This window comes from Aquabacterium sp. (assembly GCF_036279675.1).
Lineage (GTDB): Bacteria > Pseudomonadota > Gammaproteobacteria > Burkholderiales > Burkholderiaceae_C > Aquabacterium.
The window spans coordinates 1-26,109 of the sequence record NZ_DASUIS010000056.1; the positions used below are offsets into that span (position 1 = coordinate 1).

The following is a 26,109-nucleotide window of genomic DNA, read 5'->3' on the forward strand; positions in this document are numbered from 1 at the left end:
GGCATCGAACAGATCTTCGTCAATGGCGATCTGGACAAGCGAGTCGCCCACAACCTGAACGTGTCGTTCAACTATGTGGAAGGCGAGTCGCTGATCATGGGTATCAAGGGCATCGCCGTGTCCTCGGGCTCGGCCTGTACCTCGGCCAGCCTGGAGCCCAGCTATGTGCTGCGCGCACTGGGCCGCAGCGATGAACTGGCGCACAGCTCGCTGCGCATGACCATCGGCCGCTTCACCACCGAAGAAGAAGTGGACTACGTGGTCAACACGCTGAAGGATCGTGTGGCCAAGCTGCGCGAACTGTCACCGCTTTGGGACATGTACAAAGACGGCATTGACATCAGCACTATTCAATGGGCTGCACACTAGTCATGTCCGCCCCCGGTTGCAGGGTACTGCAACCACCCCCCGAGGGGGTAGCGGGGCCGGACGCTTGGGGCGGCCCGGCGCTGGCCCCGCCGCCACTAACACGGTTGTGGCGACGCAATCGACGTTCTTTGAAGGATTTGGAGTTTCATCATGGCATACAGCGACAAGGTCATTGACCACTACGAAAACCCCCGCAACGTCGGCTCTTTCGAGAAGGGCGACGAGTCTGTTGGCACCGGCATGGTCGGCGCCCCAGCCTGCGGCGACGTGATGAAGCTGCAGATCAAGGTCAACCCCAGCACCGGCGTGATCGAAGACGCCCGCTTCAAGACCTATGGCTGCGGTTCGGCCATCGCATCGAGCTCGCTGGTGACAGAATGGGTGCGCGGCAAGACGCTGGACGAGGCGCTGGACATCAAAAATACCCAGATCGCCGAAGAGCTGGCTTTGCCCCCGGTCAAGATCCACTGCTCGATCCTGGCGGAAGATGCCATCAAGGCAGCCGTCAACGACTACAAGGCCAAGCATGCAGCCTGATCAAGCTATCTCCGCATCGTGTACCGCCGGTCCCGGCAACGGGCCGCTGGCGGACATCGCTGAAGTCAACGCCAACATGACCGTGGGCCTGACCGAGGCCGCCGCACGTCACATCACCCGCTACCTGGGCCGCCGTGGCAAGGGCGTGGGGGTGCGCCTGGGCGTCAAGACCACAGGTTGCTCCGGTCTGGCCTACAAGATCGAGTTCGCCGACGAGATCGCCCCTGAAGACATCGTCTTCGAGCAACTCGGCGTCAAGATCCTGGTCGACCCGAAAAGCCTGCCCTACATCGACGGCACCGAACTCGATTTCGTGCGCGAAGGCTTGAACGAAGGCTTCAAATTCAACAATCCGAACGAGCGTGATCGTTGCGGATGCGGTGAATCCTTCCGCATCTGATCGGAACGCCGCAAGGCACGCGCCTTGCGAGGATGGAAGCCTCACCATGTGGTGGGGTTTCTCTTTTTGACGGGTTGCTGTGGCCATGAACATCGACGCTGACGACTTCACCTTGCTGGGCCTGGACAAGGCATTCGCACTGGATCGCGCCAGGCTGGACGCGGCCTGGAAAGCCTTGCAGGCGCAGGTCCACCCTGACCGTTTTGCGGCCGAGGGCGCGGCCTCGCAACGCATTGCCATGCAATGGGCCGTGCGGGTCAACGAGGCGCACCAGCGCTTGAAAGATCCGCTCAAGCGTGCCGCCTACCTGTGCCAACTGGCTGGCGTGCCGGTTCAGGCCGAGAACAACACGGCCATGCCGGGCGCCTTCCTGATGCAGCAGATGCAGTGGCGTGAAGCCCTGGAAGAAGCCGCCAGCGCCAAGGATGTGGAGGCCTTGTCTGACGAGGTCACAGGTCAGCGCAAGGCCCGCCTGGCGCGCGTCACGCAGTTGCTGGACGTGGATGCCAACCCCACCGAGGCTGCGCAGGAAGTGCGCGCCTTGATGTTCATCGATCGCCTGCTGGAGGAGATCGATGCCCGACTTGAACAATACGAAGACGCCAGCTGAGACTGCTGACCACACATGGCCCTGCTGCAAATCTCCGAACCTGGGCAATCGCCCGATCCCCATCAGCGTCGCATCGCGGTCGGCATCGACCTGGGTACCACGCACTCGCTGGTGGCCGCCGTTCGCCACGGCTCGGCCGAATGCCTGCCGGACGAGCAGGGCAGGGTGATCCTGCCGTCGGCCGTGCGCTACATGGTGGACGAGCGCGGCCAGACACGTCGCCAGATCGGCTTCGAGGCGCTCGCCGCACAGGCCGAGGATTCGCAGAACACGATCGTGTCGGTGAAGCGCTTCATGGGGCGTCGCCTGGCTGATCTGCCTGATGCCGGTCGCTTGCCCTATCAGTTCGAAGACCAGCCCGGCATGGTGGCCGTCAAGACCGTGGCCGGCGTGAAGTCGCCCGTCGAGGTGTCGGCCGAGATCCTGGCCAGCTTGCGTCAGCGCGCTGAAGACACCTTCAACGATGACCTGTTCGGCGCCGTGATCACGGTGCCCGCCTACTTTGACGATGCCCAACGGCAGGCCACCAAGGACGCGGCCCAGATGGCCGGTCTGAACGTGTTGCGCCTGCTCAATGAGCCCACGGCCGCTGCCATCGCCTATGGTCTGGACAACGGTGCCGAGGGCCTCTACGCCATCTACGACCTGGGTGGTGGCACCTTCGACATCTCGCTGCTGCAACTCAGCCGCGGTGTGTTCGAAGTGGTGGCCACGGGTGGTGATTCCGCCCTGGGGGGCGACGACTTCGATCACCTGCTGGCAGACGCCGCACTGGCTGACGCCAAGATGGAAGCGGTGACCCCGCAGGACAAGCGCACGGTACTGGTGGCTGCGCGCCGTACCAAGGAAAAGCTCTCCACCGATGGCAGCGCCCATCTGTCATGCATGCTGTCTGGCGGCATGCTGTCGGCCAGCATCACCCGCGAGCGCCTGGCTGAGCTGGCCAAGCCGCTGATCGACAAATCACTGGCTTCGGTCAAGCGCGTGCTGCGCGATGCCAAGGTCAAGCCCGATGATGTCAAGGGCGTGGTCATGGTGGGCGGCTCGACCCGGATGCCCGCCGTGCGCGATGCCGTGGGTGCCTTCTTTGGCCAGGCACCGCTGACCGACCTGAACCCCGATGAAGTCGTGGCCCTGGGCGCGGCCATCCAGGCCAATCAACTGGCCGGCAACAACGCGCAAGGCGAGTTGCTGCTGCTGGACGTGCTGCCCTTGTCGCTCGGTCTGGAGACCATGGGCGGCCTGGTCGAGCGCATCATCCCGCGCAACACGCCGATTCCATGCGCCCTGGCGCAAGATTTCACCACCTTCAAGGATGGCCAGACAGCCCTGGCTGTGCACGTGGTGCAAGGTGAGCGCGAGCAGGTCGAGTTCTGCCGTTCGCTGGCCCGCTTCGAGTTGCGGGGCATCCCGCCGATGGCCGCCGGTGCAGCACGCATCCGCGTGAGCTTCCAGGTGGATGCCGACGGCTTGTTGAGTGTGTCTGCCAAGGAGCAGCTCTCCGGCGTGGAAGCCTCGGTCGTGATCAAGCCCAGCTATGGCCTGACCGATGATCAAGTGGCGCACATGCTGCGTGAAGGCTTCACCACCGCTGCCGCCGACATGAAAGACCGTGCCTTGCGCGAAGCCCGTGTGGAAGCCGAGCGCATGCTCGAAGCCACGCGCACCGCGCTGGCAGCCGATGGCGACTTGTTGAGCGCAGAGGAACGTGTCCGCATTGATGGCCTGATGGCCCAGATCGGCCAGCGTTGCGACCGTGGCGACATCGTGGCCCTGGAGGCTGCCATCAAGGCGCTGGCAGATGGCACCGAAGCCTTTGCCGCCGAACGCATGAACCGCAGCATCCGCCAGGCCTTGGCGGGGCGCAAACTCGATCAAGTCTGAAGCTAGACCATGCCCATCATCAAGATCCTGCCCCACGCCACCCTGTGCCCTGAGGGCAAGGAAATCCAGGCTGCACCGGGTACCAGCATCTGCGAAGCCCTGCTGGAAAACCACATCGAGATCGAGCACGCCTGCGACATGAGCGCGGCCTGCACCACCTGTCACGTCATCGTGCGCCAGGGCTTCAACAGCCTCAACGAGATGGAAGAGACGGAGGAAGACCTGCTGGACCGCGCCTGGGGGCTGGAGCCCAACTCGCGCCTGAGTTGCCAGGCCATCGTGGCTGGGCAGGATCTGACGGTCGAGATCCCCAAGTACACGATCAACCACGCCAGAGAAAATCACTGACCACGGTACGCGCTACAGTTCGCACATGTCACGTCAGATCTTCCTCGATACCGAAACCACCGGCCTGAGCCCTGAATCAGGTGACCGCATCATCGAAATCGGTTGTGTGGAAATGGTCAACCGGCGCCTCACGGGCCGGCACCTGCACTTCTACATCAACCCCGAGCGCCCCAGCCACGAGGACGCCGTCAAGATCCACGGCCTGACCGATGAGTTCCTGGCCGACAAGCCCGTATTTGCCGCGCTGGCCGACGAGATCATCGATTATTGCCGAGACGCAGAGATCATCATCCACAACGCGAGCTTCGACGTCGGCTTCCTCAACGCCGAACTCAAGCGCTTGAACAAGGGCCTGTTCAAGGACTACGTGGGCGGCATCGTCGACAGCCTGGTCATGGCGCGCGAGATGTTCCCTGGCAAGTCCAATTCGCTGGACGCGCTGTGCAAGCGGTTGGAGGTCGACAACACCCACCGGACACTGCACGGTGCCTTGATGGACGCGGAGTTGCTGGCCGAGGTGTACATCAACATGACGCGCGGCCAGGATGCCTTGCTGATCGACAGCGACGCGTCCGAAGGTGGTGAGGGCAAGGGCAAGCAGGAGGTGGTGGCGGTCGACTTCAGTGCCTTTGATCTGCCGGTGATCAAGCCCACCGACGAAGAGGCGGAAGACTTCGAGAAATCGTTGGCTGCGATCGACAAAGCGAGTGGCGGAAAAACTTTGTGGAAATCGATTGAAGTTGTGCTATAGTCATGGTCTTCGCTGATTGCGACAAGCAAATCAGCAGGAATCGACAAATTCCCGAACCAGTTTCGGGCGGTTAGCTCAGCGGTAGAGCACTGCCTTCACACGGCAGGGGTCGCAGGTTCGAACCCTGCACCGCCCACCAGAACAAAGCCTCTTGCTTTCGCAAGAGGCTTTTTTCATTCGCCGGCCGCTGGACCATCCAGGCACATGACCTGTGCCCGATGGTCCATGTCAGTGACAAGTCGGCGGGTGGATCAGCGTGCGGCCCAGTCTCGGGGCGCCGGGCCCTCATGGCGCACATCCGCACATGGCGTCGGGAAGGTGGCGCCCGGCGGTTTGTCGGCGGCTTCCAGGTAGCAGGGATACATGCCGGCCAGGAAGGCGCAGAACAGTTGCATGTTGAACTCCCTGGTCGTCCAGCCAAAGTCTGCGGCAAAGGCAGACAGCAGCGAACTCAGGTTCATGCGCAGGGGGCGCCCCGTGGATTCAAAGTAGCGGTCGATGTCGAATGCCAGCTTCAGGTAGGGCCCGTCGGTCAGCCCCAGTTCCTTGGCAAGACCCAGTGTCAGCGGCATGCGCTCGTCGCTGGTCGAGATGGGGCGGCCATAGCCAGCCAGCCTCCCGCCACTGCGCAGGAAATTTTCCAGGTAGTCGGGCAGGGTGCTGCCGGCATCCAGCGCCTGCTGGGTCTTGTAGAAGAAGTCCAGCGCTCGGAACTCGTTGCCGCGACCAAAGATGGTGGCCTCCGAGATCGCCTGTGCCGCGCTGATGGCCAGGTTCGGTGTGCTGCGCGTGGTGCCGGCCAGTGCGGCCACGCGGTTGTTCCATAGCCGCGCATCGGGATAGCTGCTGTAGACGAAGGCCGACGTCATCAGCTGAATCTGCGCACGTGGTACATGTCGGCCGAAGATGCCGAAGGCGCAGAGCGAGAACCAATCCATATCCTTGAGTTCACGATGGAGGTCGTGACCGCGGAAAACGGCGCGCTGCCCCGGAAATGCCGCGCCCATGCGGGTTCGCAGGATGCCCACGTGTTCGTTCAGAGTCTGAGGGCCCGTCATGCAGCGGTCTCCTGGTGCTTGTTCAAAGGGTCGTCCAGCAGATCGACATCAGGGTAGGGGAAGTGCTTGAAGCCGTAATCGGCTTGTTCCAGTGCATGTGCAGCGGCGCCGGGCAGCCTGAGCAAGAGGAACAGCATCTCGCCTTGTCGTGCATTGAAGCCCATGTCGGCGAGTGCCGCTGCGGCGACGCCCGTCATGGCCAGCGGCAGGCGTGATGCGCGCTCCAGTGCTTCACGGTGTGTCGCCATCCACGCCAGGCGAGGGCCACGGCTCAGTGGGGCCAGGGTGTCGAGCGATTGCCGCACGATGGTGGGTGTGCTCACGCCGTTCGCATCGAAGCCCGCAGGGTGTTCAATGGCGGGCCAGCCTGCGTCATCGGGGGCCAGCCAGGTAGGCTGGCTGGCGCTGGACAATGTACCGATCCAGTCCGACGGCGTCTGTTTGTCGCACTGTGCCCAAAGCCGCATGCTCAGGTACACATCGCGTGCGCCACCACTTTGTCCTGCACCAACAGCCAGTGCGGCCATCAGGCTGGCTGCCGCCTGCGAACCACCGACGCCACCGCACATGGCAGCATGAACCATCGGGTCCCGTGGGCCGGGATTGGCCAGGGCCACGGCCAGTGCGTTCAGCATGGCCGCTTCCGATGTGGATGGCGCTTCACCTTTGATCAGCAGCCAGACAATGTCGGCCCAGCTCGCCCGCCCCAGCATCTGGCCATAGACGTCATAGCCATGGCAGCGGGCAACGCGCGTGGCGAAGGGGTTGTCCGCTTCAGGTTCTTCATGCCAGATGCGGGTATGCAAGGGTGCGCCACTCATGTCGATCCCTCCAGGGTCTGCATGCGCAGGCTCATGGGCGGCACTTCTTCGCCATCGATTCGGATGTCCAGCAAGGTGGGGCCTGGCCGCGTGAGGATCTCGGTCATGTTCAACCTGTCGAAGTCTTCGGGGCCTTCGATCACGTGTCCAGGTATGCCCATGGCTTCGGCCATGAGCGCGTAATTGACCGTTGGCAACTCGAAAGCGATGCGTTCTGCGCCGGCCAGGCGCTGCCCATGCTTGACCATGCCCAGTGCGCTGTCGTTGAGAATCACGAAGATCACGGTGAGGCCTTCCTGTGCCGCAACGGTGATTTCCTGGCCGTTCATCAGATAGCTGCCATCGCCTGTGATGCACACGACGGGGCAGTCCGGTTTGCCACGCGCCACACCCACAGCGGCGCCGATGGCCCAGCCCATGGGGGCGAAGTCCATCAGCACGCGCAGCCAGCCTGCGTGGTCGTGGCGGCGCTCTCCACTCCAGGCTTGATGGGTCTGCGTCTCGCCGGCCGGCGGCACGAGTCCCAGACGACGGTTGTTGCGAGACTCCAGGTAATGAATGGCCCAGGCCGTGGCGTTGCCCGCATCGGCCAGAAAGCGCGTGGTGGGGGGGAAGCGCTTGGACAGCTCCACCATCAACCGTTGCGGCTTGATCGGCTTGGCGTCACTTTGCAGTTTTTCAGGTTCTCGCAGTGTGACGGCCGACTTCATGGCGATGCCGCCGACGGCCGGCGCCCAGGGCATACCCAGCGCCTCCTGCTCGATGTGCATCAGATCCAGCAGGCGCTCGAAGACCGTGCGAATCCGGCCCCGCACGTGCTGCCGCGCCATCGGTGAGTGCCGCAGGTGTTCGTCAGTGGCATCGATGTGAACGAGCTTGTGGTTGAGCACGCTGTTGCTCCAGGCGCCACTGGTCCATTCACCGAGGCTGGTCCCGATGGCGAGGATCAGGTCCACGTTGTCGTTGAGCGTCTCGTTGGCCGACGTGTGGCCAGCGAACCCGAACACGCCCCGGTACAACCTGTGATGCGGGTTGATCAGGCCCTTGGCATCCGGCGTGGTGACAAAGCAGGAGTTGGTCATCTCCGCGAAGTGGATGATGGCTTCTATGGCCTCGCCGCAATCCCCGCCAATGATCAGCGCAACCCTTTGCGCGTCCTGAACGGACATGAACAGGGTATGAACCATGTCCTCGTCAAGCAACGATGGCTTGCGCATGAGGTTGTGGAGTTCTCGTGGCGACAGGCGCTGCTCGACCGTGCCTTTGAGCAGATCCAGCGGGATGGACAGGTGCACAGGGCCATGTGGCGCCTGGGATGCGCGCATCAAGGCTTGAACCAGTTTGGTCTCCAGCTGTTCGACATGGGACACCAGCGTGTTGTAGCGGGTGCAATGGCTGAACATGCCGACCGTGTTGACGCCTGTGCAGGCCGACTCCTGCAAGGCGCCTTTGCCGAATACCGGCAACGAGGGCTGCCCTGTGATGACCAGCATGGGCACGCCGTTGTCATAGGCGCAGGCCACGCCCGTGATCAGGTTGGTGGCCCCCGGTCCCGATGTGGCGCAGCACACGCCTATCTTGCCGGTCTCGCGCGCATAGCCGTCAGCCATGAACGCGGCACCTGCCTCGTGCCTGGCCACAATGGGCCTGAGACCCTGACGTCTGGCGCTCACGGCCATGGCGTTGTAGAGTGGCTCGATGGCGCCACCGGGTACGCCGAATATGTAATCGACGCCGATGGCTTCCAGGTAAGAAATGATGAGCTCGGCTGCACCAACCGTGGTGGGCGGAGGGGCCAATGAAACTACTGCCGCGGATTTCACGCCGTCTTGTCCTTGTTACACGAGGGTCGGGTTAGTCACATATTGATACATGTGGAATGTCGGCGAGGATGCCTCTCCGAGTGGCATGTCGTCATCCCCCGTGTCGCGGGGCCACCCTTGGACAAGGGGTTAAATTTGTGGCGGCTGCGCACAAGTTGCAACATTGTTGACAGACAGGCTTGAGCGGGCCCCAGAATGGGCGCCTGCGACAGGACGGAGTGGGGGATTCGGCGTGCGAAAGCCGAACAGCACATGGGGAGTTTCTTGTTCTCAGCGTGGCGTGAATGGCGGTCTGCCATGAAGTGTCTGGTGGTGGCAGTACTGAGTGGTCTCATGTACGCCGGCTTGGCCGTCGCCGCAGAAGATGACACGTCCCGTTCCGGCCTGGCCGTGGTCTACCCCGACATCGGCGAGCCTTACCGCAGCGTGTTCGCGTCCATCATTGAGGGCATTGAAGATCGAACGCGTGGCAAGGTCGCCAACTTCCCGATTGCGATGGGCGCCACGCCTCCTGCTTTGTCAGATGAGCTGAAGCATCGCAATGTGCGTGCGGTCATCGCGCTGGGTCGCAGTGGCTTGAAGGTGGCTTCCACGCTGGACCGTCAGATCAATGTGGTGGCTGGCGGGGTGTTGTCGGTCCCGGAGTCCGAAACCCAGGGCATGCTGGTGCAAAGCCTCGCGCCGGATCCGGCTCTGCTGTTTGCCCGCTTGAAGTCCTTCATGCCGGCTGCGAAGCGCGTGGTCGTGGTGTACGACCCTCGTCAGAACGACTGGCTCATCAGGCTGGCCCGTGAAGCGGCCAAGGCGCAAGGTCTGGAACTTCTGGCACTGGAGGCTGACGACCTGAAGACCGCTGTTCGACGCTACCAGGACGTGCTGGGCACACTCAATCCCAAGCGGGACGTACTGTGGTTGCCGCAGGATTCGACCACGGTCGACGAGGCGGCTGTTTTGCCACTGGTCTTGCGTGAGTCCTGGAACCAGGGGCTTGTTGTCTTCTCCAGCAACGTCATGCATGTGCGCAGAGGTGTGCTCTTTGCGCTTTATCCTGACAACGCAGAAATCGGGCGCTATCTGGCTGGCGCAGCGTTGGCCTCGTTGTCGGCCAGCAGCCCCCAGCCCCGCGGCATTCAGGCTCTCAAGCAGGTGTTGACTGCAGTCAATACCCGCACTGCCGAGCACCTCGGCATTGACCTGCGCGCATCTCAGCAGCGCATCCACTTGGTATTACCGGAGCAATGAGATGACAGGTGCACAGACCTCGCTCCCGGCACGGCAACTCAACCGATTGTTGAGGGCCATGACCTTTCAGCAGCAGCTCGGCATCGCGATGACGGTGGGGGTGTTTTGCCTGGCCTTGTTCTCGTCGATGGGCAGTGCGTGGCAGGGGAGTCGTCAGGTTCGTGACAACCTCATCCAGCAAAGCATGCGCATGGCTGCCAGCCTGGCTACGCAAAGCAAACTGGCTTTGTTGTCCGGTTCGCCGGAGAACGTGGCTGAAGCCGTTGCGGCCACCCTGGCCTTTCCGGATGTCTTGCGTGTGGAGGTGCTCAAGACGGATGGCGGCAAGTTGCTGACAAAGGGTGTGCTGCCCAAGGGGGAGGCAGACAAACCGGTGCTGATGCAGCTGGCTACGCGGGAGGCTTACCTGGAGAGCGAGTCTGACGATGCCTGGCGATTTGTGGCACCCGTCTGGTCCACGCGCCAGGAAACACCATTTGACGTTGTCGCCCCGACCGACGAGTTGCTGGGCCACGCTGTGGTCGTCATGAGCAAGAGCACCCTGACCAGGATGGTGGCCAACATCTTCCTGGTCAACATCCTGTCGTCGTTCTTCTTTGCGGCTGTCTTTCTGGTCGTGATCCGTTTGTTGAGCGCCCGCCTGACACGCCCGCTCAATTCACTGTCCAGTGCCATGGCCAGGGCGGAACAGGGCGACGTTCAGGTACGCACCTCCGTGGATGGCCCGCGCGACATCCAGACCATGGCGCAAGCCTTCAATCAGATGATCGCGGCGCTCCAGGAGCGTGGTGACGAGCTCGAGCGCCATCGGGGGCACCTGGAGGAGCTGGTGCGTGATCGCACGACAGAGTTGCGCATGGCCAAGGATCGGGCTGAAGTGGCCAGCCAGGCCAAGTCGGATTTCCTGGCGCGCATGAGCCATGAGTTGCGTACACCTTTGAACGCCATCATGGGCTACGCGCAGATCCTCAAGATGGACCGCACCTTGACGGACCGGCAACTCAATTGCCTCAACACCATCCATGGCAGTGGTGAGCATCTCCTGATGCTGATTGTGGATATTCTGGACCTGTCGCAGATCGAAGCCGGCAAGACGGACCTGAGGCCGACGCCAGTTGATCCGCGCACGCTGGCTGCCATGCTGGACGACATCATCCGCATCAAGGCGGCTGAGAAGCAGCTGACCTTCCTCACCGATTGTGGTGAAGACCTGCCGACGGCGCTGTTGGTCGATGAGAAACGATTGCGTCAGGTGCTCCTCAACCTGCTGAGCAATGCGGTCAAGTTCACGATGTCCGGCATCGTCAGCCTGAACATCAAGCTGGTTTCTCGGGATGAGGCCGGCAGGCAGGTGCGCGTGCGCTTTGAAGTCCAGGATTCAGGCGTCGGTATCCGCCAGGAAGATCAACAGCGGGTGTTCGAGCCTTTCGAGCAGGCTGGCGATGCAAGAAGCCGCGCGGCAGGGACCGGTCTGGGCTTGGCCATCAGTCGCCAACTGGTTCGTTTGATGGGCGGTGATCTGCATTTGAAGAGTGAGATCGGGGCGGGCAGCCTGTTCTGGTTCGAGCTCGACTTGCCATTGGCGGAGCAACCTGGCGCGAGTGTTGAAATGCCCATCGTCAGCGTGGCGGGCTATGAAGGGCCTCGACGTCGCATTCTGGTTGTGGACGATGTGGCGGCCAACCGCGAGATGTTGACGGAGTTGCTTGGTGCACTGGGCTTCGAGACCCAGGAGGCGGTTCACGGTCAGGATGCCCTTGACAAGGTCCTGGCCGCAGCGCCAGACCTGGTGCTCATGGATCTCGCCATGCCCGTGATGGATGGTCTGGAGGCCACCCGACGCATACGTGAGACCGAGTCTGGCAAGGCGCTCCCCATCATTGCCCTGTCGGCCAACGCTTCCCATACCCATCGTGATCAGGCCATGGAGGCCGGCGCCACCCTGTTCATGTCCAAGCCTTTTGATAACGCGGTGTTGCTGGGTAACCTGGGGCGTTGCCTGTCGTTGACATGGGTGACACAGCCTTCTGTGGATCCAAAGTTGTAGTTCGCTCGCACTGATTGGTGGAATCGCACTTCCCAAATTCCTATGGAGGACACACAATCGGCGCGGTGCAAAATTACAGGAATCGAATAATGAGCTGTTTCGTTTCCGTGCGTCGCGGCGCTGCGAATCGTTCCATCCGGCATGCCGTGACTTGCATGCTGGCACTGATGGCGACCGGGGCTCATGCGCAGGTCGCCAGCGAAGAGGACGAGTTGTCGCTGGTGTTCGGTGATAAATCCACCATCAGCATTGCGACGGGCAGTCAGCAGCCCTTGCGGCGTGCACCTGCTGTGGCGACAGTCATCACCGCTGAAGACATTGCGGCGATGGGTGCGACCGATCTGGACGAGGTCCTGGAAACGGTCCCGGGCATCCATGTCAGTCGCAATGTCCAGGGGTACAACCCACTGTACGTCTTCAGAGGCATTTACAGCGAGTTCAACGCGCAGACCCTGATGCTCCAGAACGGTGTGCCGATGACCATGATGTTCATTGGCAATCGCGGCAATGCGTGGGCGGGATTGCCTCTGGAGAACGTGGCGCGCATCGAAGTGATTCGTGGACCTGGTTCGGCACTGTATGGTGCCGATGCCTATTCGGGCGTGATCAACATCATCACCAAATCTGCGGCGGACGTGTCGGGAACGGAGTTCGGCGTCCGTGCTGGTTCGTTCAGAACCGCTGACGCGTGGGGGCTGCATGGCGGCAAGGTCGGGCCGTTTGACGTGGCCGGCTATGTGAGAGTGGGTTCGACCGAAGGCTTCACAGGCCGTGTGGATGCCGATGCCCAGACGCTCAATGACACCGCAGCCTCGACGCACGTCAGCCATGCGCCGGGATCGGTGAATTTGGGGCATGGTGCTGTAGACGGCAGCATCGACCTGGCCTATGACAAGATTCGACTGCGCGCTGGCTACCGGCTGCGCGATCGCATCGGTCTGGGTGGCGGTGCGGCGAGTGCGCTGGACCCTGTCGGGCGTGGCAAGACCGAGCGCTACAACGCGGATCTCTCGTGGAACGACATTGAGCTTTCTGCCAACTGGAAGCTGGGTTTGACCGCCAGTTACTTCGAATACATCACCACCTATCCTCAGCCGCTTCAGGTGTATCCGCCCGGAGCCGTGATCCTTGGCCCCAGCCCTGTTCTGTTCCCGGATGGGATGTTGGGTGCACCCAATACCTGGGAGCGCCAGCAACGTATCTCCGCCGTGGCTTCTTACTCCGGCTGGTCCGGACACAGGATGCGTTTCGGTGTGGGGCAGGATGATCTGAACATGTACCGGACGCAGGAGTTCAAGAACTTTGCATTCGGGCCGTCCGGGCTGGAGCTGACCAATATGGCCGAAGTACCTGTGGCCGACTCGTTTCTTGCGCCACGACGCCGTATCGTGCGCTATGTGTATGCGCAAGACGAATGGAACTTCGCCCGGGATTGGGCCCTGACGGCCGGGGTGCGTCACGACCGCTACTCGGACTTCGGTGGTACGACCAATCCGCGCGCTGCGCTGGTGTGGGATGCCAGCCTGGATTTGACGGCCAAGGTGCTGTATGGGCGTGCCTTCCGCGCGCCAGCCTTCACGGAACAATACAGTGTCAACAATCCGGTGCTGCGCGGCAATCCAGACTTGAAGCCAGAAATCATCAGTACGATGGAGGCGGCGTTTTCATGGCAGGCCGCTTCCGATACGCAGCTGCAGCTCAACCTGTTTCGCTACGACATGAAGGACATCATTCGCACGGCAGGTGCGCCCGCGACATGGAGCAACACGGGTGCGCAGCGAGGGCGAGGTCTCGAGCTGGAAGCCACGCACGATCTGCGTGGCAACGTGCGCCTGGTTGGCAACTATGCCTATCAGCGTTCCACCGATGATGCGTCCGGCAAGGACGCCGGTTATGCGCCGCATCATCACTTGTTCGCCCGTGCGGATTGGGGCTTTGCCAGCGGCTTGTTGTTCAGCGGTCAGGTCAACCATGTGGCGGACCGCGAGCGTCCGCCTGGAGACGTTCGGCCCAAAGTGCCTGATTACACGACGGTGGATCTCACCGTGCGCACGCGCCGTGGCAAAAGCGGATGGGATGTGGCGGCTTCGGTCCGCAACCTGTTCAATGCAGAAGCCCGGGAGCCTTCCCTGTATTCGCCCGGCAATCCCAACCCCGTGCTGATACCCAACGACCTGCCGCTGGCGGGCCGTTCGGTTTATCTGCAACTCACCTATCGCCTGTAATCACATCAGCAGGCTGATGCCGCCATCGATCACCAGCTCGGCACCCACGACGTAGGTCGAGGCATCCGACGCCAGATACAGGGCGGCTTCAGCCACTTCGTGTGCCGTGCCGAAGCGCTTGCTGGGTGAGCGATTGGTGAACTCCGTACGTGCCGCGTCCACGACCTCCTTGGGTACATCCCAGCGGCCAAAACCCGGTGTATCGATCGGCCCTGGGCTGATGGCGTTGACGCGAATGCCTTTGCTGGCCAACTCCAGGCTGGCGGTTTGAACCAGGGAGCGTGCGGCGGCCTTGCAGGCGGCATACACGGCGAAATTGGGGGCGCCCACCTGGTTGGTGATCGATGTCGTCACGATGATGGAGCTGCCTCGGCGCATCAGTGGCGCAGCCTTCTGAATGGCAAAAAACACGCCCTTGAACGAGATGGCCGACATGGCATCAAACTGTTCTTCCGAGGTCAGTTCGATGGGGGCAGGGCTGCCTGCCGCTGCGTTCAGAAACAACACGTCCAGATGTCCGAAGTGCTCACCGATGGTGGTCATCAGTTGATCGATCTCCTGGACCTTGCCCGCATCGCTGCGCAATGCCAGAACGTCGCTGCCCAGTGATGCGCGAGCCTGTTCGAGCGAGGCGGCATCTCTGCCCGTGATGGCGACCCTGGCGCCTTGCTCCACAAAGAGCCTGGCCGTTGCCAGGCCGATGCCGCTGTTGCCGCCCGTGATCAATGCGGTCTTGCCGGAAAGTTTCTGCATGAGGGATCCTTACTGCTGGAAGCCCCGCATGGTAGTGAAGCCCTGAGCTCAGGGGTACACCCGATCTGGGTAGAAAGGGTCTGCGGCCACCTGTTCAAAGGGGTGACTTGTTGCCTGGTGACCAGTCTTGATCGAGCCCGTGGGCACGAACGTTCGTGCCCGTTCGAGCGCAAACATCACGTCGACGCAGCATCTTCGTTCAGGTAGCTCAAGAGATCGCATGTGGCGTCGAAGAGCAGCGATGGCGGAGGCTCCGCCATATGAGCCGTTCGGCTTTCATCAACCCTGTAGACAGAGGAATCACCATGCGCATGAAAAAATGGATGGGTATCGCCTTGACTGTTCTGGCCACACAGCCCGCCTTGGCGGATGCCAGTGCCAGCAGTCCCTCTCGCTTGCCTTTGTTGTTGATCGGCGCGTCTTACGCAGAAGGCAAAACCCCCTTCAACAATGGGCTTGCGCCTTTGGGTGGCATCTCTGTTGGGTTGGGAAGTTATTTGAGCGTGGGGCAAGCGCTGACGAGAAATCCGCTGTTGCCGGGATATGTCATCAACGAAGGTCAGGCTGGCGCCACAACCTTTGCACGGTCCTACTGTGCCCCGGGCGCCAGTACATGTGGCCCCGCCACATGGGACAGCTACTCAACGCAGCTTCAGAAGGCCCTGGCGCGTGTGGCGGTACCGCCCGGCTTCAATACTTACAACGCCAGGTATGTGGTGATCATGCCGCCCAATGATTGTCTGCACGCTGATGCGTTTGGTGTGCCGCAATCAAGCACCCAGCCCTGTACTGCTGCTCAGATCAATCAGGTGGCGGATCGCTTGATCGCCGTGGGCAATCAGGCTCGCGCTGCCGGCCTGACGCCCATCTATGGATCCATGCCTGGCTACAAGCAACTGGATCTGCCCTTGTTCCGCAGCCTTTACGGCCTGGCATGGGTGATCGGGGAGGCGGACTACAACACCATGCGTGCCGTGACGAGCAGCCGAATCCGTTCTGAAGTGCCTGGCGCTGTGGTGCTCGATATCTGGCGGGACTTTGCCCATATCGGTGATGGTATTCATCCCACACCAGAGACTGCACGCAGGGCAGCTCATGCCATTGCGCAGGCCGTGCTGTTGAGGGATCACGCGCACTAAGCCGCGTGGTGAAGCCTGCAGGCCCATCTGGTGGCCTGCAGGCGCCTTGACCTCATCGACTGGGGCGGCGCACCCGAAACGCTCCCACCGTCAGCATGCCTGCGGCCATCAGGCCGATCAGGTCGGGCTCTGGCACGCTGGTGGTGTTGACCGTGAAATTGAATTTCCGGGTGGTCAAGGGATCGTAGTAGGAAGGCGCATAGGCAAACTCGTATGAGCCGGTTGCCGACGTGATGTGATCCAGTGCGGGCACCTGATCGGCATGGGCAAAGAGCTCGTCAGTGTCGCTGGTGTAGGTCAGCGTGAAGTGCTGGTACCCCATGGACCCGTGCGAGAACGCGGCCGACGTGTCCAGCGTCAGGCTGCTGCCGCCACCGGGCAGCAGGCTGCGGGTGATCACGGCGCCAGCTGGCGCGCCGTAGGAGCCAGACTGCCGGTATTCACCGGCCAGGTGCCAGTCGATCAGGCCCCATTCACCGTAGTACAGATCGAATTCCTCTTTTTGAATGATGTCCGTCTCACCAGTGGCCAGGCTGTAAGTCTGGGTCATGGCGATCTGGCCAAGGTCAATGGAGAACATGCCATTGATTGGGCCGTTGACATCACCGGTCGCCGTGGCCTGGATGACGTAGCTGCTGGGTGCGGCCAGTGCGGCCGTCATTGCGCTGGTCAGGGTGAGTACAGCCAGAATGTTGCGTCTTGATGAGGGCATGAACAAACTCCTTGGTTTTCGTGTCATTTTGCAATATGGGAATCACTTCATTCGTAAGAATGTCCCGCAGGCCGTTGCCGAATGTGACCAAGGTCAGGCCCAGGTATTGATGAAATCAGGTCTGAACCTGCCGCGGTTGCGGTGTGCGCGCCACCACCCAGGCCGACACGCTTCGCGCGCCAGCTTCGAGCAGGGCATGCGCACAGGCGTCCAGCGTGGCACCCGTGGTCATCACGTCATCGACCAGGGCAATGTGTCGGCCCTTGATGGCGGCTTGCGCAGAGGCAGGGACGTCAAACGCATGCTTGATCTGGATGGCCCGCTCTTCGGCCGAGAGGCTCATGAGGCGTTGCGTGTGTTGTCGTCGGGTCAGGATGTCCACGCTGGCGGGGATGGCCAGTTGTCGCTCCAGGTGTCTGGCCAGCAGCCAGGACTGGTTGTAGCCACGCTCTGACATGCGTTGCCGAGACAGGGGGACGGGCAGCATCAGATCGGCGCCAGCGCGACGCAGGTGGATCCGCTCGGCCAGCATGGCAGCCAGGGGGCGAGCCAGGGCTGTGCCGCCCTGAAACTTCAGCCTGGTCAGCAAGCCCGGCCATGGGCCGTCGTAATCCACGGCGGCGATGGCCCGGTCAAATTCGGGCGTGTTGTCCTCACATTGCTGGCACACGTCGTCGTGGTGTGTGCCGGGTAGCGCGATGGCGCAGCGCAGACAGCGGCGATCGTTCGTGCACCAGGCTGTCGAGCAGGCCTGGCAGATGGTGAGAGCCTGCCACTGTCGGCAGATGTGACACTGGCTGGCCTGCCACGGGGCGCCTCCGGCGAGTCGGAAGCGGGGGGCGAGGGAAGTCCTTGTGAGCCAGGCGGGAAGCATCCGGTCAATATACTGACGGACCCTGTTTTGCAATATCGCCCTCTATGGGGGCTTCTGTCCCGTTTTCCATGCTGCTCCAGCCGCCATCCGAACCTGTCGTGTCTGCTCCCGCGCCTTGTGCACCCAGCGAGCGGGCACTGTTGAGGCAGGCTGAGCGCATGGCGGCCTTGGGTGAGTCACCTTGGCTTCACCAGGAGGTGGGGCGTCGTCTGGCTGACAAGCTGGCCCCGATCAAGCTCCAGCCGCAAAGCTGGATCGACTGGTCGGCCTTTCTGGGGGGCAGCGGTGAACAGGTGCGGGCTGCTTATCCGCAGGCGCAGCGTTGGGTGGTAGAGCCCACGGCGGCTTTGCGGCAGCGCAGCCAGGAGGCCCTGGCGCAACATGCCACGCGCAGTTGGAAGACGCTCTGGCGCAAGGACGCGCCCAAGGCCTGGTTGGCGGGGGAGTTGTCAGATGCGCCCTGGCAGCCCGACGGGGTGCAGATGCTGTGGGCCAATATGTGTCTGCACGCACACGCGGATCTGGCCGGCATGATGCGCCAGTGGCATCGTCAACTGGCCGTGGGTGGCTTTCTGATGTGCTCGGGTCTGGGGCCCGATACCGCCCGGGAGTTGCGGGCCCTCTACCGCAGTCTGGGATGGGATTTGCCCACCATCGACTTCATCGACATGCACGATCTGGGGGACGAGCTGGTCAAGGCAGGCTTCGCTGATCCCGTGATGGACATGGAGCGTCTGACTTTGACCTGGGAAACACCTCAGGCCATGCTCACGGAGTTGCGCACCTGGGGCGGCAATGTTGCGTCTGGCCGCCTCGCCGGCTTGAGAACGCCCCGCTGGCAGGCTCGCTTGCTGGATCTGCTGTCGCAGCACCTCACGCGGCCGGATGGTCGCCTGGGCTTGACCATCGAGGTGGTCTACGGTCACGCCATCAAGCCAGAGCCCCGAATCAAGCTGGAGCCCGAAACCCGTGTGTCACTCGACGACATGAGGCGGATGGTCCGCAAGCAGGGCTAGCCCTGATAGGGTTGTGGCGCCGTTGTATCGGTGCTTTTTGATTTGTGTGTGAACTGCGGGTTATTCATAGCACTTCTGCCTGGATTGCGTATTGAGGTGCCTCAAGTGGCTGGCTAGAATGAATTGAAAATTTTGGATGGTGCAGCGCATCAACCAACGTTCAACCAACCATCCGGGGCAGCCCTCCGGACATTGCCTGTGTGGTCTAGGAACTCTGGCGCGTATGCCGCCACCTTGTCGCCCGTTAGGTTGATGTCTCCCTCAGCAATGAGGTTCGGGGTGTGGCGTCCCCTGCTCGGCAGGCTTCAAGCTGAAGCGCCGTCAGCCACGTCGGGAGACTGGCTGGCCGAGTGGTCTTTGCAGCGAAACGATTCGCTGATCGCCTTTTCTTCGCTCAAGGCCTATCTGCTCGTGGCGGTGGCGTCGGCCGTCGTGGCGGCAGCCAGCTGGCTGAGCGGTGTGCATGCTGTCTGGCAACTGGCTGTCTTGCAGTTCGTTTGCCTGTTGGCCTTGCTGTGGACGTTGAGCCGGCGTGCCGCGGACCGCGATGTGATCGCAATGAAGTCTGCCTTGGTGCGCGTGGAGTGTCACCGTGCCGGGCAGGTGAGCCGTGTTGATTTTCATCCGCGCTGGGTGCGCGTCGAACCTGATCTGCGTGGCGGCTCGCTGGTGCGCATCTCAGGTCAGGGGCGCAGCGTGGAGGTTGGTGGCTATCTGCCGAGAGCAGCCAGGCCGCAACTGGCTGAAGAGTTCCGCTGGGCGCTACGGCACCTGGACGATTGACGGGCTGACAGGCGCCCGGTCTGGCGTCTGGTTTCTGATGTGCCCCGCAGTAATGACCGCGTTCAATCCTAGACGAGCCAAGACATGATCAAAGATCCTGGGTACAGAGTGAGTCGGATGTCGTCTGCAGGGGGGCGTCCGTCCCGTGTGACTTCCATGGTGCAGGCGACTGCTGTGGCGTTGATGGGCCTGATGGCTCAGGCGAGCTGGGCGGTCAATGACCTGCCGGGCGGGCCTGGTGTCAGGCAGCTCGATTTGCCGAATCCGGTCACGAAGATCGCTGCCGAGCAGCAATCGCTGCACTACATGATGCTCTACATCTGTGGCGCGATTTTCGTGCTGGTGTTTGGTGTCATGTTCTATTCGATCTATGCGCACCGCAGGTCGAAGGGCCACAAGGCGGCGGATTTTCATGAGTCGACCACGGTGGAAATCGTCTGGACGGTGATTCCCTTTCTGATCGTGATCGGCATGGCCTTGCCAGCCACCAAAGTGGTGGTCGCGCAGAAGGACACCACCAATGCCGACATCACCATCAAGGCCACGGGATACCAGTGGAAATGGGGTTATGACTACCTCAAGGGTGAAGGTGAGGGCGTGCAGTTCGTCTCGACGCTGGACGCCTCCCAGCGTGCGCTGTCGGATGCCGGTACGCCTCAAGGTGACAACTACCTGTTGAAGGTGGACAACCCCCTGGTGGTGCCGGTGGACAAGAAAATCCGCATCATCACCACCGCTAACGACGTGATCCACTCCTTCATGGTGCCGGCCTTCGGGATCAAGCAGGACGCCATCCCCGGCTTCGTGCGCGACACCTGGTTCCGTTCTGAAAAGACCGGTGACTTCTATGGCCAGTGCGCCGAACTGTGCGGCAAGGAACACGCCTACATGCCCATTCATGTGAAGGTCTTGAGCGCCGAGGATTACACCAAGTGGGTGGCCGAGCGCCAGAAGGAACTGGCAGCCAAGGCCGACGATCCCAACAAGGTCTGGACGCAGGCCGATCTGCTGGCACGTGGCGAGAAGGTCTACAACGCCAACTGCGCCGCCTGCCACCAACCCAACGGCAAGGGTGGCGGCGCCATCAAGGCGCTGGATGGCTCGCCCAAGGTGCTGAGCGAAGACAAGTCGGTACAGATCCATGTGTTGCTCAATGGGCAGAACAACATCATGCCCGCGTGGAAACAGTTGTCTGACACCGAGATCGCAGCCGTGATCACCTATACCAAGAACCACTGGTCCAACAAGACCGGCCAGACGGTGCAGCCGTCGGAAGTGCTGGCTGCGCGCAAGTGAAGCGCGCTTGAACCCTACAGGATCAGAAAGGACACCACATGAGCAGCACAGTTCTTGACCACGGCGGCCACGGGCATCACGATGCGCACGGTCACGATGACCATGGGCATCCCCACGGCTGGCGGCGCTGGGTCTATGCCACCAACCACAAGGACATCGGTACCCTGTACCTTCTGTTCTCGTTGACCATGCTGATGATCGGGGGCGTGCTGGCGCTGGGCATCCGTGCCGAGTTGTTCCAGCCCGGCCTGCAGATCATGAACCCTGAACTGTTCAATCAGTTCACCACCATGCACGGCATCATCATGGTGTTCGGCGCCATCATGCCGGCCTTCGTGGGCATGGCCAACTGGATGATTCCGCTGCAGATCGGCGCTTCCGACATGGCCTTTGCGCGGATGAACAACTTCAGTTTCTGGCTGTTGATCCCTGCTTCGCTGCTGCTGGTCGGTTCTTTCTTCCTGCCCGGTGGTGCGCCTGCCGCCGGCTGGACGCTGTACGCGCCGCTGACCCTGCAGATGGGCCCCTCGATGGACGCCGGCATCTTCGCCATGCACATCATGGGTGCCAGCTCCATCATGGGCTCGATCAACATCATCGTGACCATCCTCAACATGCGCGCGCCCGGCATGACGCTGATGAAGATGCCGATGTTCGCCTGGACCTGGCTGATCACCGCCTACCTGCTGATCGCCGTGATGCCCGTGCTGGCTGGCGCCATCACGATGACGCTGACTGACCGCCACTTCGGCACCAGCTTCTTCAATCCGGCTGGTGGCGGTGACCCGGTGATGTACCAGCACATCTTCTGGTTCTTCGGTCACCCCGAGGTCTACATCATGATCCTGCCGGCGTTTGGCATCATCAGTCAGATCGTGCCGGCCTTTGCACGCAAGAAGTTGTTCGGCTACACCTCGATGGTCTATGCCACGGCCTCGATCGCCATCCTGAGCTTCATCGTGTGGGCTCACCACATGTTCGCCACTGGCATGCCGGTGACGGGGCAGCTGTTCTTCATGTACGCCACCATGCTGATCTCGGTGCCCACTGGCGTGAAGGTCTTCAACTGGGTGGCCACCATGTGGCGCGGGTCGATGACTTTCGAGAGCCCGATGCTGTGGGCCGTAGGTTTCATCTTCGTGTTCACGATGGGCGGCTTCACCGGGTTGATCTGCTCGGTCGCGCCGATTGACATCCAGATCCAGGACACCTACTACGTCGTGGCGCATTTCCACTACGTGCTGGTGGCCGGCTCGCTGTTTGCGTTGTTTGCCGGCTTCTACTACTGGGCCCCGAAGTGGACGGGCGTGATGGTGCCGGAGTGGAAGGGCAAGCTGCACTTCTGGTGGTCCTTGATTGCCTTCAACATCACCTTCTTCCCGATGCACTTCCTGGGTCTGGCTGGCATGCCACGTCGCTATGCAGACTACCCGATGCAGTTTGCCGATTTCAATGCCATTGCCTCTGTCGGTGGATTCCTCTTCGGGTTTGCGCAGGTCTACTTCATTTTCGTGGTCATGATCCCTGCCATGCGTGGCAAGGGTGAGCCAGCATCAGCGAAGCCTTGGGACGGTGCCGAGGGGCTGGAATGGGAGGTGCCATCGCCCGCGCCCTTCCACACCTACGAGAACCCGCCCAAGCTGGATGAATCCGCCACCCGTGTGATCGGTTGATGGCCTGCTGACAAAGAGGAGTGTCGTGATGAGTGAACAGCTTGTTGCCAGCGCACGTCAGCGCAATCTGAAACTGGCGCTGATACTGGCTTCCGTGGCCGTCACGTTCTTCGTCGGCTTTGTCGCGAAGATCGTGATGTTCTCGCATCATTGAATCAAGAAGGTTGACCCGTCGTGATCATTGCGGACCCCCATCACCTCGCTGAAGCTGGCCGCAAGCAAAGCTGGTTGCGCCGCGCGAATCTGGAAATGGTTGGCAAGCTGGTGGTGATCGTCGGGCTGATGTTCGGCTTTGGTTATGCGATGGTGCCCATGTACAAGCACATCTGTGCCGCACTGGGGATCAACGTGCTATCACTGACCGAGCAGCAGGTGCCAGGTGCGCTGGCCTCGGCCAAGGTCAATACGCAGGTCGACCTCAGTCGCACGGTCACCATCGAGTTCGATGCCAATGCACGCGGCCCCTGGGATTTCAAGCCCGAGACGCGATCGGTTCGCGTGCACCCGGGCGAGGTCACCACGGTCATGTACGAGTTCCGCAACATGCAGAACCGCACCATGGCAGCGCAGGCGATTCCGAGTTACGCGCCCAAGCAGGCGACCTCGCATTTCAACAAACTGGAGTGTTTCTGCTTCAGTGAGCACACGCTCAAACCCGGCGAGAGCAAGCGCTGGCCGGTTGTGTTCGTGATCGATCCCAAGTTGCCCAAGGACGTACGCACGATCACCTTGTCCTACACCTTCTTTGAAGTGGGGGGCAAGGTGCCCATGGCGCCCAAGGGTTCTGTCTGATGAGTTCGGTATGACGGATGAATTGCGCGAGGCCGCGCAGCGCAAGGGCTCTTTTGCCCAGACGCTCAAGGCGGTGGCGTGGTCGTTCTTTGGTGTGCGCAAGTCCAAGGACTATGCGCAGGACGTGGCCAAGATCAACCCGGTCCATGTGATCGTGGCAGGGGTGCTGGCGGCTGTGATTTTTGTTGTGGGGCTGGTCTTTCTGGTGCGATTCATCGTCGCGAGCGGAGTGGCCCAGTGAATGTTGTTTCTTGAGGAGCACACAGATGTCCACTGCAGTGAACAAGGGGCAGGCCCCTTACTACTTCGTACCAGGGCCTTCGCGGCACCCGATGATGGCGGCCGTGGGGCTGTTCTTTGTGGTGTTGGGTGCGGGGCAGTGGGTCAACGGCGTCGAGTGGGCGCCGTACTCGGTGCTGGGTGGCTTCATGTGGTGGGCCGTGGTGCTCAAGCAGTGGTTTGGCGATGCCATCGCGGAGAGCGAGAGCGGGCTCTACAGTGACCGCATCGACGTGTCATTCAGGTGGAGCATGGCCTGGTTCATCTTCTCGGAGGTGATGTTCTTTGGCTCGTTCTTCGGCGCCCTGTACTGGGCGAGGTTGCACGTGTTGCCCAACCTGGGCGACATCGAGAATGCGCTGCTGTGGCCTGACTTCAAGGCGATCTGGCCGTCCGAGATGGCTGGTGTAACCGGCTCACCGGCAGGCACGGTAGAGCCCTTCAAGACCATGGGTCCCTGGCCGATTCCCACCATCAACACGGCGCTGCTGCTGACCTCGGGCGTCACGCTGACCATTGCCCACCATGCCTTGCGCGAGAACCAGCGCGGCAAGACGATCGGCTTCATGTGGCTGACCGTGTTGCTGGGTGCCACCTTCATCGGCTTGCAGGCTTTCGAGTACTACGAGGCTTATCACCACCTGAACCTGAAGCTGTCGTCAGGCATCTATGGCTCGACCTTCTTCATGCTCACGGGCTTTCACGGCATGCATGTGTTTGTGGGCATGCTGATGTTGCTGTTCATTACCCTGCGTCTGATGCGTGGGCACTTCACGCCTGACAGGCACTTCGGCTTCGAGGGCGCAGCCTGGTACTGGCACTTTGTGGATGTGGTCTGGCTGGGTCTGTACGTGATCGTGTACTGGACCTGATGCATCGGGGCACGCCTGCTAGGCGTGCTGCCCATGACCCTCGAACCAAGGCGCCTGATCACCCGGTCGGGCGCTTTTCATTGGGCGCTACTTCAGCGGGACGCCCGTCGGGCGAATCCAGCCCATCTTGTAGCTCAGCAGGATGAAGAGAAACAGCGCGATCGACAAGCCCACACGCAAAGCCAGCGCATGCACCATGCGGTTGGACTTGGGTTTCCCGTCACGGCCATCCTGCAACAAGGCGCGGCCTGCGAAGGCCAATGCCATCACAATGGCCAGCAATGCAAATGCGAACACGATTTTCATGAACACGGATTATGGGTGTCGCCGCGCACTGGGAGGTGAGCAATGACCCCAGTGCAGCGTCGCGTGGTCGTCTGGCTGGCGGCATTGTTGTGTGCCGTGTTGACCGCCAGGCTGGGTGTCTGGCAGCTTGACCGGGCCGATGAAAAGCGGCGGGCCCATGCGCTCATGCAGCAACAGGGCAGTCAGGCCCCGTGGCGCAATGCCGACTGGCCTTGTGATCCTGCGTTGGACGTGTCGCGATTGCCTGTCTACAAGCCCGTTGTGCTCGAAGGCCAATGGCTTGCGAACCGCACGGTTTTCCTGGATAACCGGCCCATGGATGGCATGAGCGGCTTCGTCGTGGTGACGCCTTTGTTGCTGGATGGTGGCGAGGGGGCCTGCCGCCGTCGCATCGTGCTGGTCGAGCGAGGCTGGCTGCCCCGCGATCTCCGTGACCGCACGCGGCTGCCTGATGTGCCGCTGAGCGCCACCAGGGTGCGCGTGGTCGGGCGTGTGGTGCATGGCCTGTCCAGAACATTTCAGCTGGGCAGCGAGTCCGCATTGGCGAGTGCACCTGGCCCGCTTCTCAGGCAGAACGCCGATGTGGCGTTCTGGCGCAACTGGCTGGGGCAAGTCCCTGTGGCTGGCGCCGTGCTTCAGGTGCAAGCTGATGCCCAAATTGAACAAGGCGACGTCATGCGCCGGAACTGGCCCGAGCCGGGGCTGGGGCAGGACAAGCACCTCGCTTATGCGGCTCAGTGGTTCGCGCTGTCGGCGCTGACCATCGGGCTCACCGTCTGGTTCCAGATCATCCGACCTCGTCGAGCACGTGCCCATGTCCCATCCTGATACCGCACAGGCCGCGCCCATTCAGTTGAGCGTGCACAGCCTGCCCAAGGCTGCCAATGAGCCGCAGCAACGCACGCGCGCCGGGCGCTTGAAGATGCTGTTGGTGTGGGCCGTGTGTGCGGCACCCGTGGTGGCGTCGTACCTGACCTACTACGTGATCAAGCCGCAAGGGCGGGTCAACTATGGCACCTTGATCATGCCGCCCAAGCCTTTACCCGCCGATGCGGACTTACCGCTGAGGGATCTGGAAGGCCGCCCTGTCAAGGCAGACGCGCTAAAAGGGCAGTGGTTGCTCGTCGCCGTGGCTGGTGGCGCGTGCGATCACCAGTGCGAGCATCAGTTGTATCTGCAGCGGCAGTTGCGCGAGACCCTGGGCAAGGACAAGGACCGGCTGGACCGCGTCTGGTTGATTCCTGATCAGACGCCGGTGCGATCGGGCCTGCTGGAAGGGCTCAAGAATGCCTGGGTATTGCGCACGGATGCCAGCCAGATTCAACGTTGGCTGGCGCCAGAGGCGGGCCAGTCGATGGCCGCTCACCTTTATCTGGTTGACCCCCGTGGCGACTGGATGATGCGTTTTCCGGCTGATGCCGATCCCTCTCGCGTCAAGAAGGATCTGGCCCGGCTGATGAAGGCCAACGAGTCCTGGGACGATCCCGGTCGTTGAGATC

At 61.8% G+C, this 26,109-nt stretch carries 28 protein-coding genes and 1 tRNA gene; 22 read left to right on the plus strand and 7 right to left on the minus strand.

Going from position 1 to position 26,109, the window contains the following annotated elements; all coding sequences use genetic code 11:
* The 8 genes from VFW93_RS06575 to VFW93_RS06610 form a co-directional block, all read left to right on the plus strand.
* A partial coding sequence (locus VFW93_RS06575) for an aminotransferase class V-fold PLP-dependent enzyme (RefSeq protein WP_329693192.1) occupies positions 1–369 on the plus strand: 369 nt, incomplete at its 5' end.
* 150 nt (positions 370–519) lie between these two features.
* On the plus strand, positions 520–906 hold the full coding sequence (gene iscU / locus VFW93_RS06580; RefSeq protein WP_290642936.1) for a Fe-S cluster assembly scaffold IscU: 387 nt from the start codon (positions 520–522) through the stop codon (positions 904–906).
* A gap of 76 nt (positions 907–982) precedes the next feature.
* On the plus strand, positions 983–1,306 hold the full coding sequence (gene iscA / locus VFW93_RS06585) for an iron-sulfur cluster assembly protein IscA (protein WP_290675062.1): 324 nt from the start codon (positions 983–985) through the stop codon (positions 1,304–1,306).
* Positions 1,307–1,391: 85 nt separating this feature from the next.
* Positions 1,392–1,916, plus strand: coding sequence for a Fe-S protein assembly co-chaperone HscB (gene hscB / locus VFW93_RS06590; protein WP_329693193.1), 525 nt, complete (start codon positions 1,392–1,394; stop codon positions 1,914–1,916).
* Positions 1,917–1,931: 15 nt separating this feature from the next.
* Positions 1,932–3,800 (plus strand): Fe-S protein assembly chaperone HscA, encoded by a 1,869-nt coding sequence (gene hscA / locus VFW93_RS06595; protein WP_329693194.1) that lies wholly within the window; start codon positions 1,932–1,934, stop codon positions 3,798–3,800.
* 9 nt (positions 3,801–3,809) lie between these two features.
* Positions 3,810–4,148 carry an ISC system 2Fe-2S type ferredoxin gene (fdx, locus tag VFW93_RS06600; RefSeq protein ID WP_329693195.1) on the plus strand — a complete coding sequence of 113 codons (339 nt, stop codon included), beginning with the start codon at positions 3,810–3,812 and terminating at the stop codon, positions 4,146–4,148.
* Between the two features lie 25 nt (positions 4,149–4,173).
* On the plus strand, positions 4,174–4,899 hold the full coding sequence (gene dnaQ / locus VFW93_RS06605; RefSeq protein WP_329693196.1) for a DNA polymerase III subunit epsilon: 726 nt from the start codon (positions 4,174–4,176) through the stop codon (positions 4,897–4,899).
* Positions 4,900–4,963: 64 nt separating this feature from the next.
* A tRNA-Val gene (locus tag VFW93_RS06610) sits at positions 4,964–5,038 on the plus strand.
* A 112-nt stretch (positions 5,039–5,150) separates the two neighbouring features.
* On the opposite strand, the gene VFW93_RS06615 is transcribed toward VFW93_RS06610, so the two are convergent.
* From VFW93_RS06615 to VFW93_RS06625, 3 genes are read right to left on the minus strand one after another with little or no spacing between them, the layout of a single operon-like run.
* Complete coding sequence (locus VFW93_RS06615; RefSeq protein ID WP_329693197.1) at positions 5,151–5,957, minus strand: hypothetical protein; 807 nt, start codon at positions 5,955–5,957, stop codon at positions 5,151–5,153.
* Complete coding sequence (locus VFW93_RS06620; RefSeq protein WP_329693198.1) at positions 5,954–6,778, minus strand: citryl-CoA lyase; 825 nt, start codon at positions 6,776–6,778, stop codon at positions 5,954–5,956. Before VFW93_RS06620 ends, VFW93_RS06615 begins: the two co-directional genes overlap by 4 nt.
* Positions 6,775–8,577 (minus strand): thiamine pyrophosphate-binding protein, encoded by a 1,803-nt coding sequence (locus VFW93_RS06625; protein WP_329693199.1) that lies wholly within the window; start codon positions 8,575–8,577, stop codon positions 6,775–6,777. The genes VFW93_RS06620 and VFW93_RS06625 overlap by 4 nt, the downstream gene beginning before the upstream one ends.
* A 357-nt stretch (positions 8,578–8,934) precedes the next feature.
* On the opposite strand from VFW93_RS06625, the gene VFW93_RS06630 reads away from it, so the two are divergent.
* The 3 genes from VFW93_RS06630 (at position 8,935) to VFW93_RS06640 (ending at position 14,115) form a co-directional block, all read left to right on the plus strand.
* Positions 8,935–9,843 carry an ABC transporter substrate binding protein gene (locus VFW93_RS06630; protein WP_329693200.1) on the plus strand — a complete coding sequence of 303 codons (909 nt, stop codon included), beginning with the start codon at positions 8,935–8,937 and terminating at the stop codon, positions 9,841–9,843.
* Between the two features lie 58 nt (positions 9,844–9,901).
* Positions 9,902–11,890: an ATP-binding protein gene (locus VFW93_RS06635; RefSeq protein WP_329693201.1), complete on the plus strand. Its 1,989-nt coding sequence runs from the start codon at positions 9,902–9,904 to the stop codon at positions 11,888–11,890.
* 89 nt (positions 11,891–11,979) lie between these two features.
* On the plus strand, positions 11,980–14,115 hold the full coding sequence (locus VFW93_RS06640) for a TonB-dependent receptor (RefSeq protein WP_329693202.1): 2,136 nt from the start codon (positions 11,980–11,982) through the stop codon (positions 14,113–14,115).
* On the opposite strand, the gene VFW93_RS06645 is transcribed toward VFW93_RS06640, so the two are convergent.
* Positions 14,116–14,868 carry an SDR family oxidoreductase gene (locus tag VFW93_RS06645; protein ID WP_329693203.1) on the minus strand — a complete coding sequence of 251 codons (753 nt, stop codon included), beginning with the start codon at positions 14,866–14,868 and terminating at the stop codon, positions 14,116–14,118.
* Positions 14,869–15,173: 305 nt separating this feature from the next.
* Between VFW93_RS06645 and VFW93_RS06650 the strand changes: the two genes are divergently transcribed.
* On the plus strand, positions 15,174–16,007 hold the full coding sequence (locus tag VFW93_RS06650; protein WP_329693204.1) for an SGNH/GDSL hydrolase family protein: 834 nt from the start codon (positions 15,174–15,176) through the stop codon (positions 16,005–16,007).
* 52 nt (positions 16,008–16,059) lie between these two features.
* Here the strand turns inward: VFW93_RS06650 and VFW93_RS06655 are convergent, their stop codons facing one another.
* Positions 16,060–16,719 carry a hypothetical protein gene (locus VFW93_RS06655; protein ID WP_329693205.1) on the minus strand — a complete coding sequence of 220 codons (660 nt, stop codon included), beginning with the start codon at positions 16,717–16,719 and terminating at the stop codon, positions 16,060–16,062.
* Positions 16,720–16,834: 115 nt separating this feature from the next.
* Positions 16,835–17,389: a ComF family protein gene (locus VFW93_RS06660; protein WP_329693206.1), complete on the minus strand. Its 555-nt coding sequence runs from the start codon at positions 17,387–17,389 to the stop codon at positions 16,835–16,837.
* A 302-nt stretch (positions 17,390–17,691) separates the two neighbouring features.
* Between VFW93_RS06660 and VFW93_RS06665 the strand changes: the two genes are divergently transcribed.
* The 8 genes from VFW93_RS06665 to VFW93_RS06700 all read left to right on the plus strand — a co-directional run bounded on the left by VFW93_RS06665 (position 17,692) and on the right by VFW93_RS06700 (position 24,304).
* Positions 17,692–18,609, plus strand: coding sequence for a biotin synthase (locus VFW93_RS06665; RefSeq protein WP_329693207.1), 918 nt, complete (start codon positions 17,692–17,694; stop codon positions 18,607–18,609).
* 279 nt (positions 18,610–18,888) lie between these two features.
* Entirely contained in the window at positions 18,889–19,392 is a 504-nt protein-coding gene (locus VFW93_RS06670; protein WP_329693208.1) for a DUF2244 domain-containing protein, read from the plus strand.
* A 156-nt stretch (positions 19,393–19,548) separates the two neighbouring features.
* Positions 19,549–20,688: a cytochrome c oxidase subunit II gene (gene coxB, locus VFW93_RS06675; protein ID WP_329693209.1), complete on the plus strand. Its 1,140-nt coding sequence runs from the start codon at positions 19,549–19,551 to the stop codon at positions 20,686–20,688.
* Positions 20,689–20,726: 38 nt separating this feature from the next.
* A complete protein-coding gene (gene ctaD, locus VFW93_RS06680) occupies positions 20,727–22,361 on the plus strand; it encodes a cytochrome c oxidase subunit I (RefSeq protein ID WP_329693210.1) in 1,635 nt (544 codons plus the stop codon).
* A gap of 28 nt (positions 22,362–22,389) precedes the next feature.
* Complete coding sequence (locus VFW93_RS06685; protein WP_329693211.1) at positions 22,390–22,515, plus strand: cytochrome oxidase small assembly protein; 126 nt, start codon at positions 22,390–22,392, stop codon at positions 22,513–22,515.
* A gap of 23 nt (positions 22,516–22,538) precedes the next feature.
* Positions 22,539–23,153 carry a cytochrome c oxidase assembly protein gene (locus VFW93_RS06690; protein WP_414639610.1) on the plus strand — a complete coding sequence of 205 codons (615 nt, stop codon included), beginning with the start codon at positions 22,539–22,541 and terminating at the stop codon, positions 23,151–23,153.
* A gap of 10 nt (positions 23,154–23,163) precedes the next feature.
* Positions 23,164–23,394: a DUF2970 domain-containing protein gene (locus VFW93_RS06695; RefSeq protein WP_329693213.1), complete on the plus strand. Its 231-nt coding sequence runs from the start codon at positions 23,164–23,166 to the stop codon at positions 23,392–23,394.
* A gap of 25 nt (positions 23,395–23,419) precedes the next feature.
* Complete coding sequence (locus VFW93_RS06700; protein WP_329693214.1) at positions 23,420–24,304, plus strand: cytochrome c oxidase subunit 3; 885 nt, start codon at positions 23,420–23,422, stop codon at positions 24,302–24,304.
* 87 nt (positions 24,305–24,391) lie between these two features.
* Here VFW93_RS06700 and VFW93_RS06705 read toward each other — a convergent pair whose 3' ends face one another.
* Complete coding sequence (locus VFW93_RS06705; RefSeq protein WP_329693215.1) at positions 24,392–24,610, minus strand: DUF2909 domain-containing protein; 219 nt, start codon at positions 24,608–24,610, stop codon at positions 24,392–24,394.
* 42 nt (positions 24,611–24,652) lie between these two features.
* On the opposite strand from VFW93_RS06705, the gene VFW93_RS06710 reads away from it, so the two are divergent.
* Both VFW93_RS06710 and VFW93_RS06715 read left to right on the plus strand, forming a co-directional pair.
* Positions 24,653–25,438, plus strand: a complete 786-nt coding sequence (locus VFW93_RS06710; protein WP_329693216.1) for an SURF1 family protein — start codon at positions 24,653–24,655, stop codon at positions 25,436–25,438.
* Positions 25,425–26,105, plus strand: a complete 681-nt coding sequence (locus VFW93_RS06715) for a hypothetical protein (RefSeq protein ID WP_329693217.1) — start codon at positions 25,425–25,427, stop codon at positions 26,103–26,105. The genes VFW93_RS06710 and VFW93_RS06715 overlap by 14 nt, the downstream gene beginning before the upstream one ends.
* The last annotated feature ends 4 nt before the right edge of the window (positions 26,106–26,109 follow it).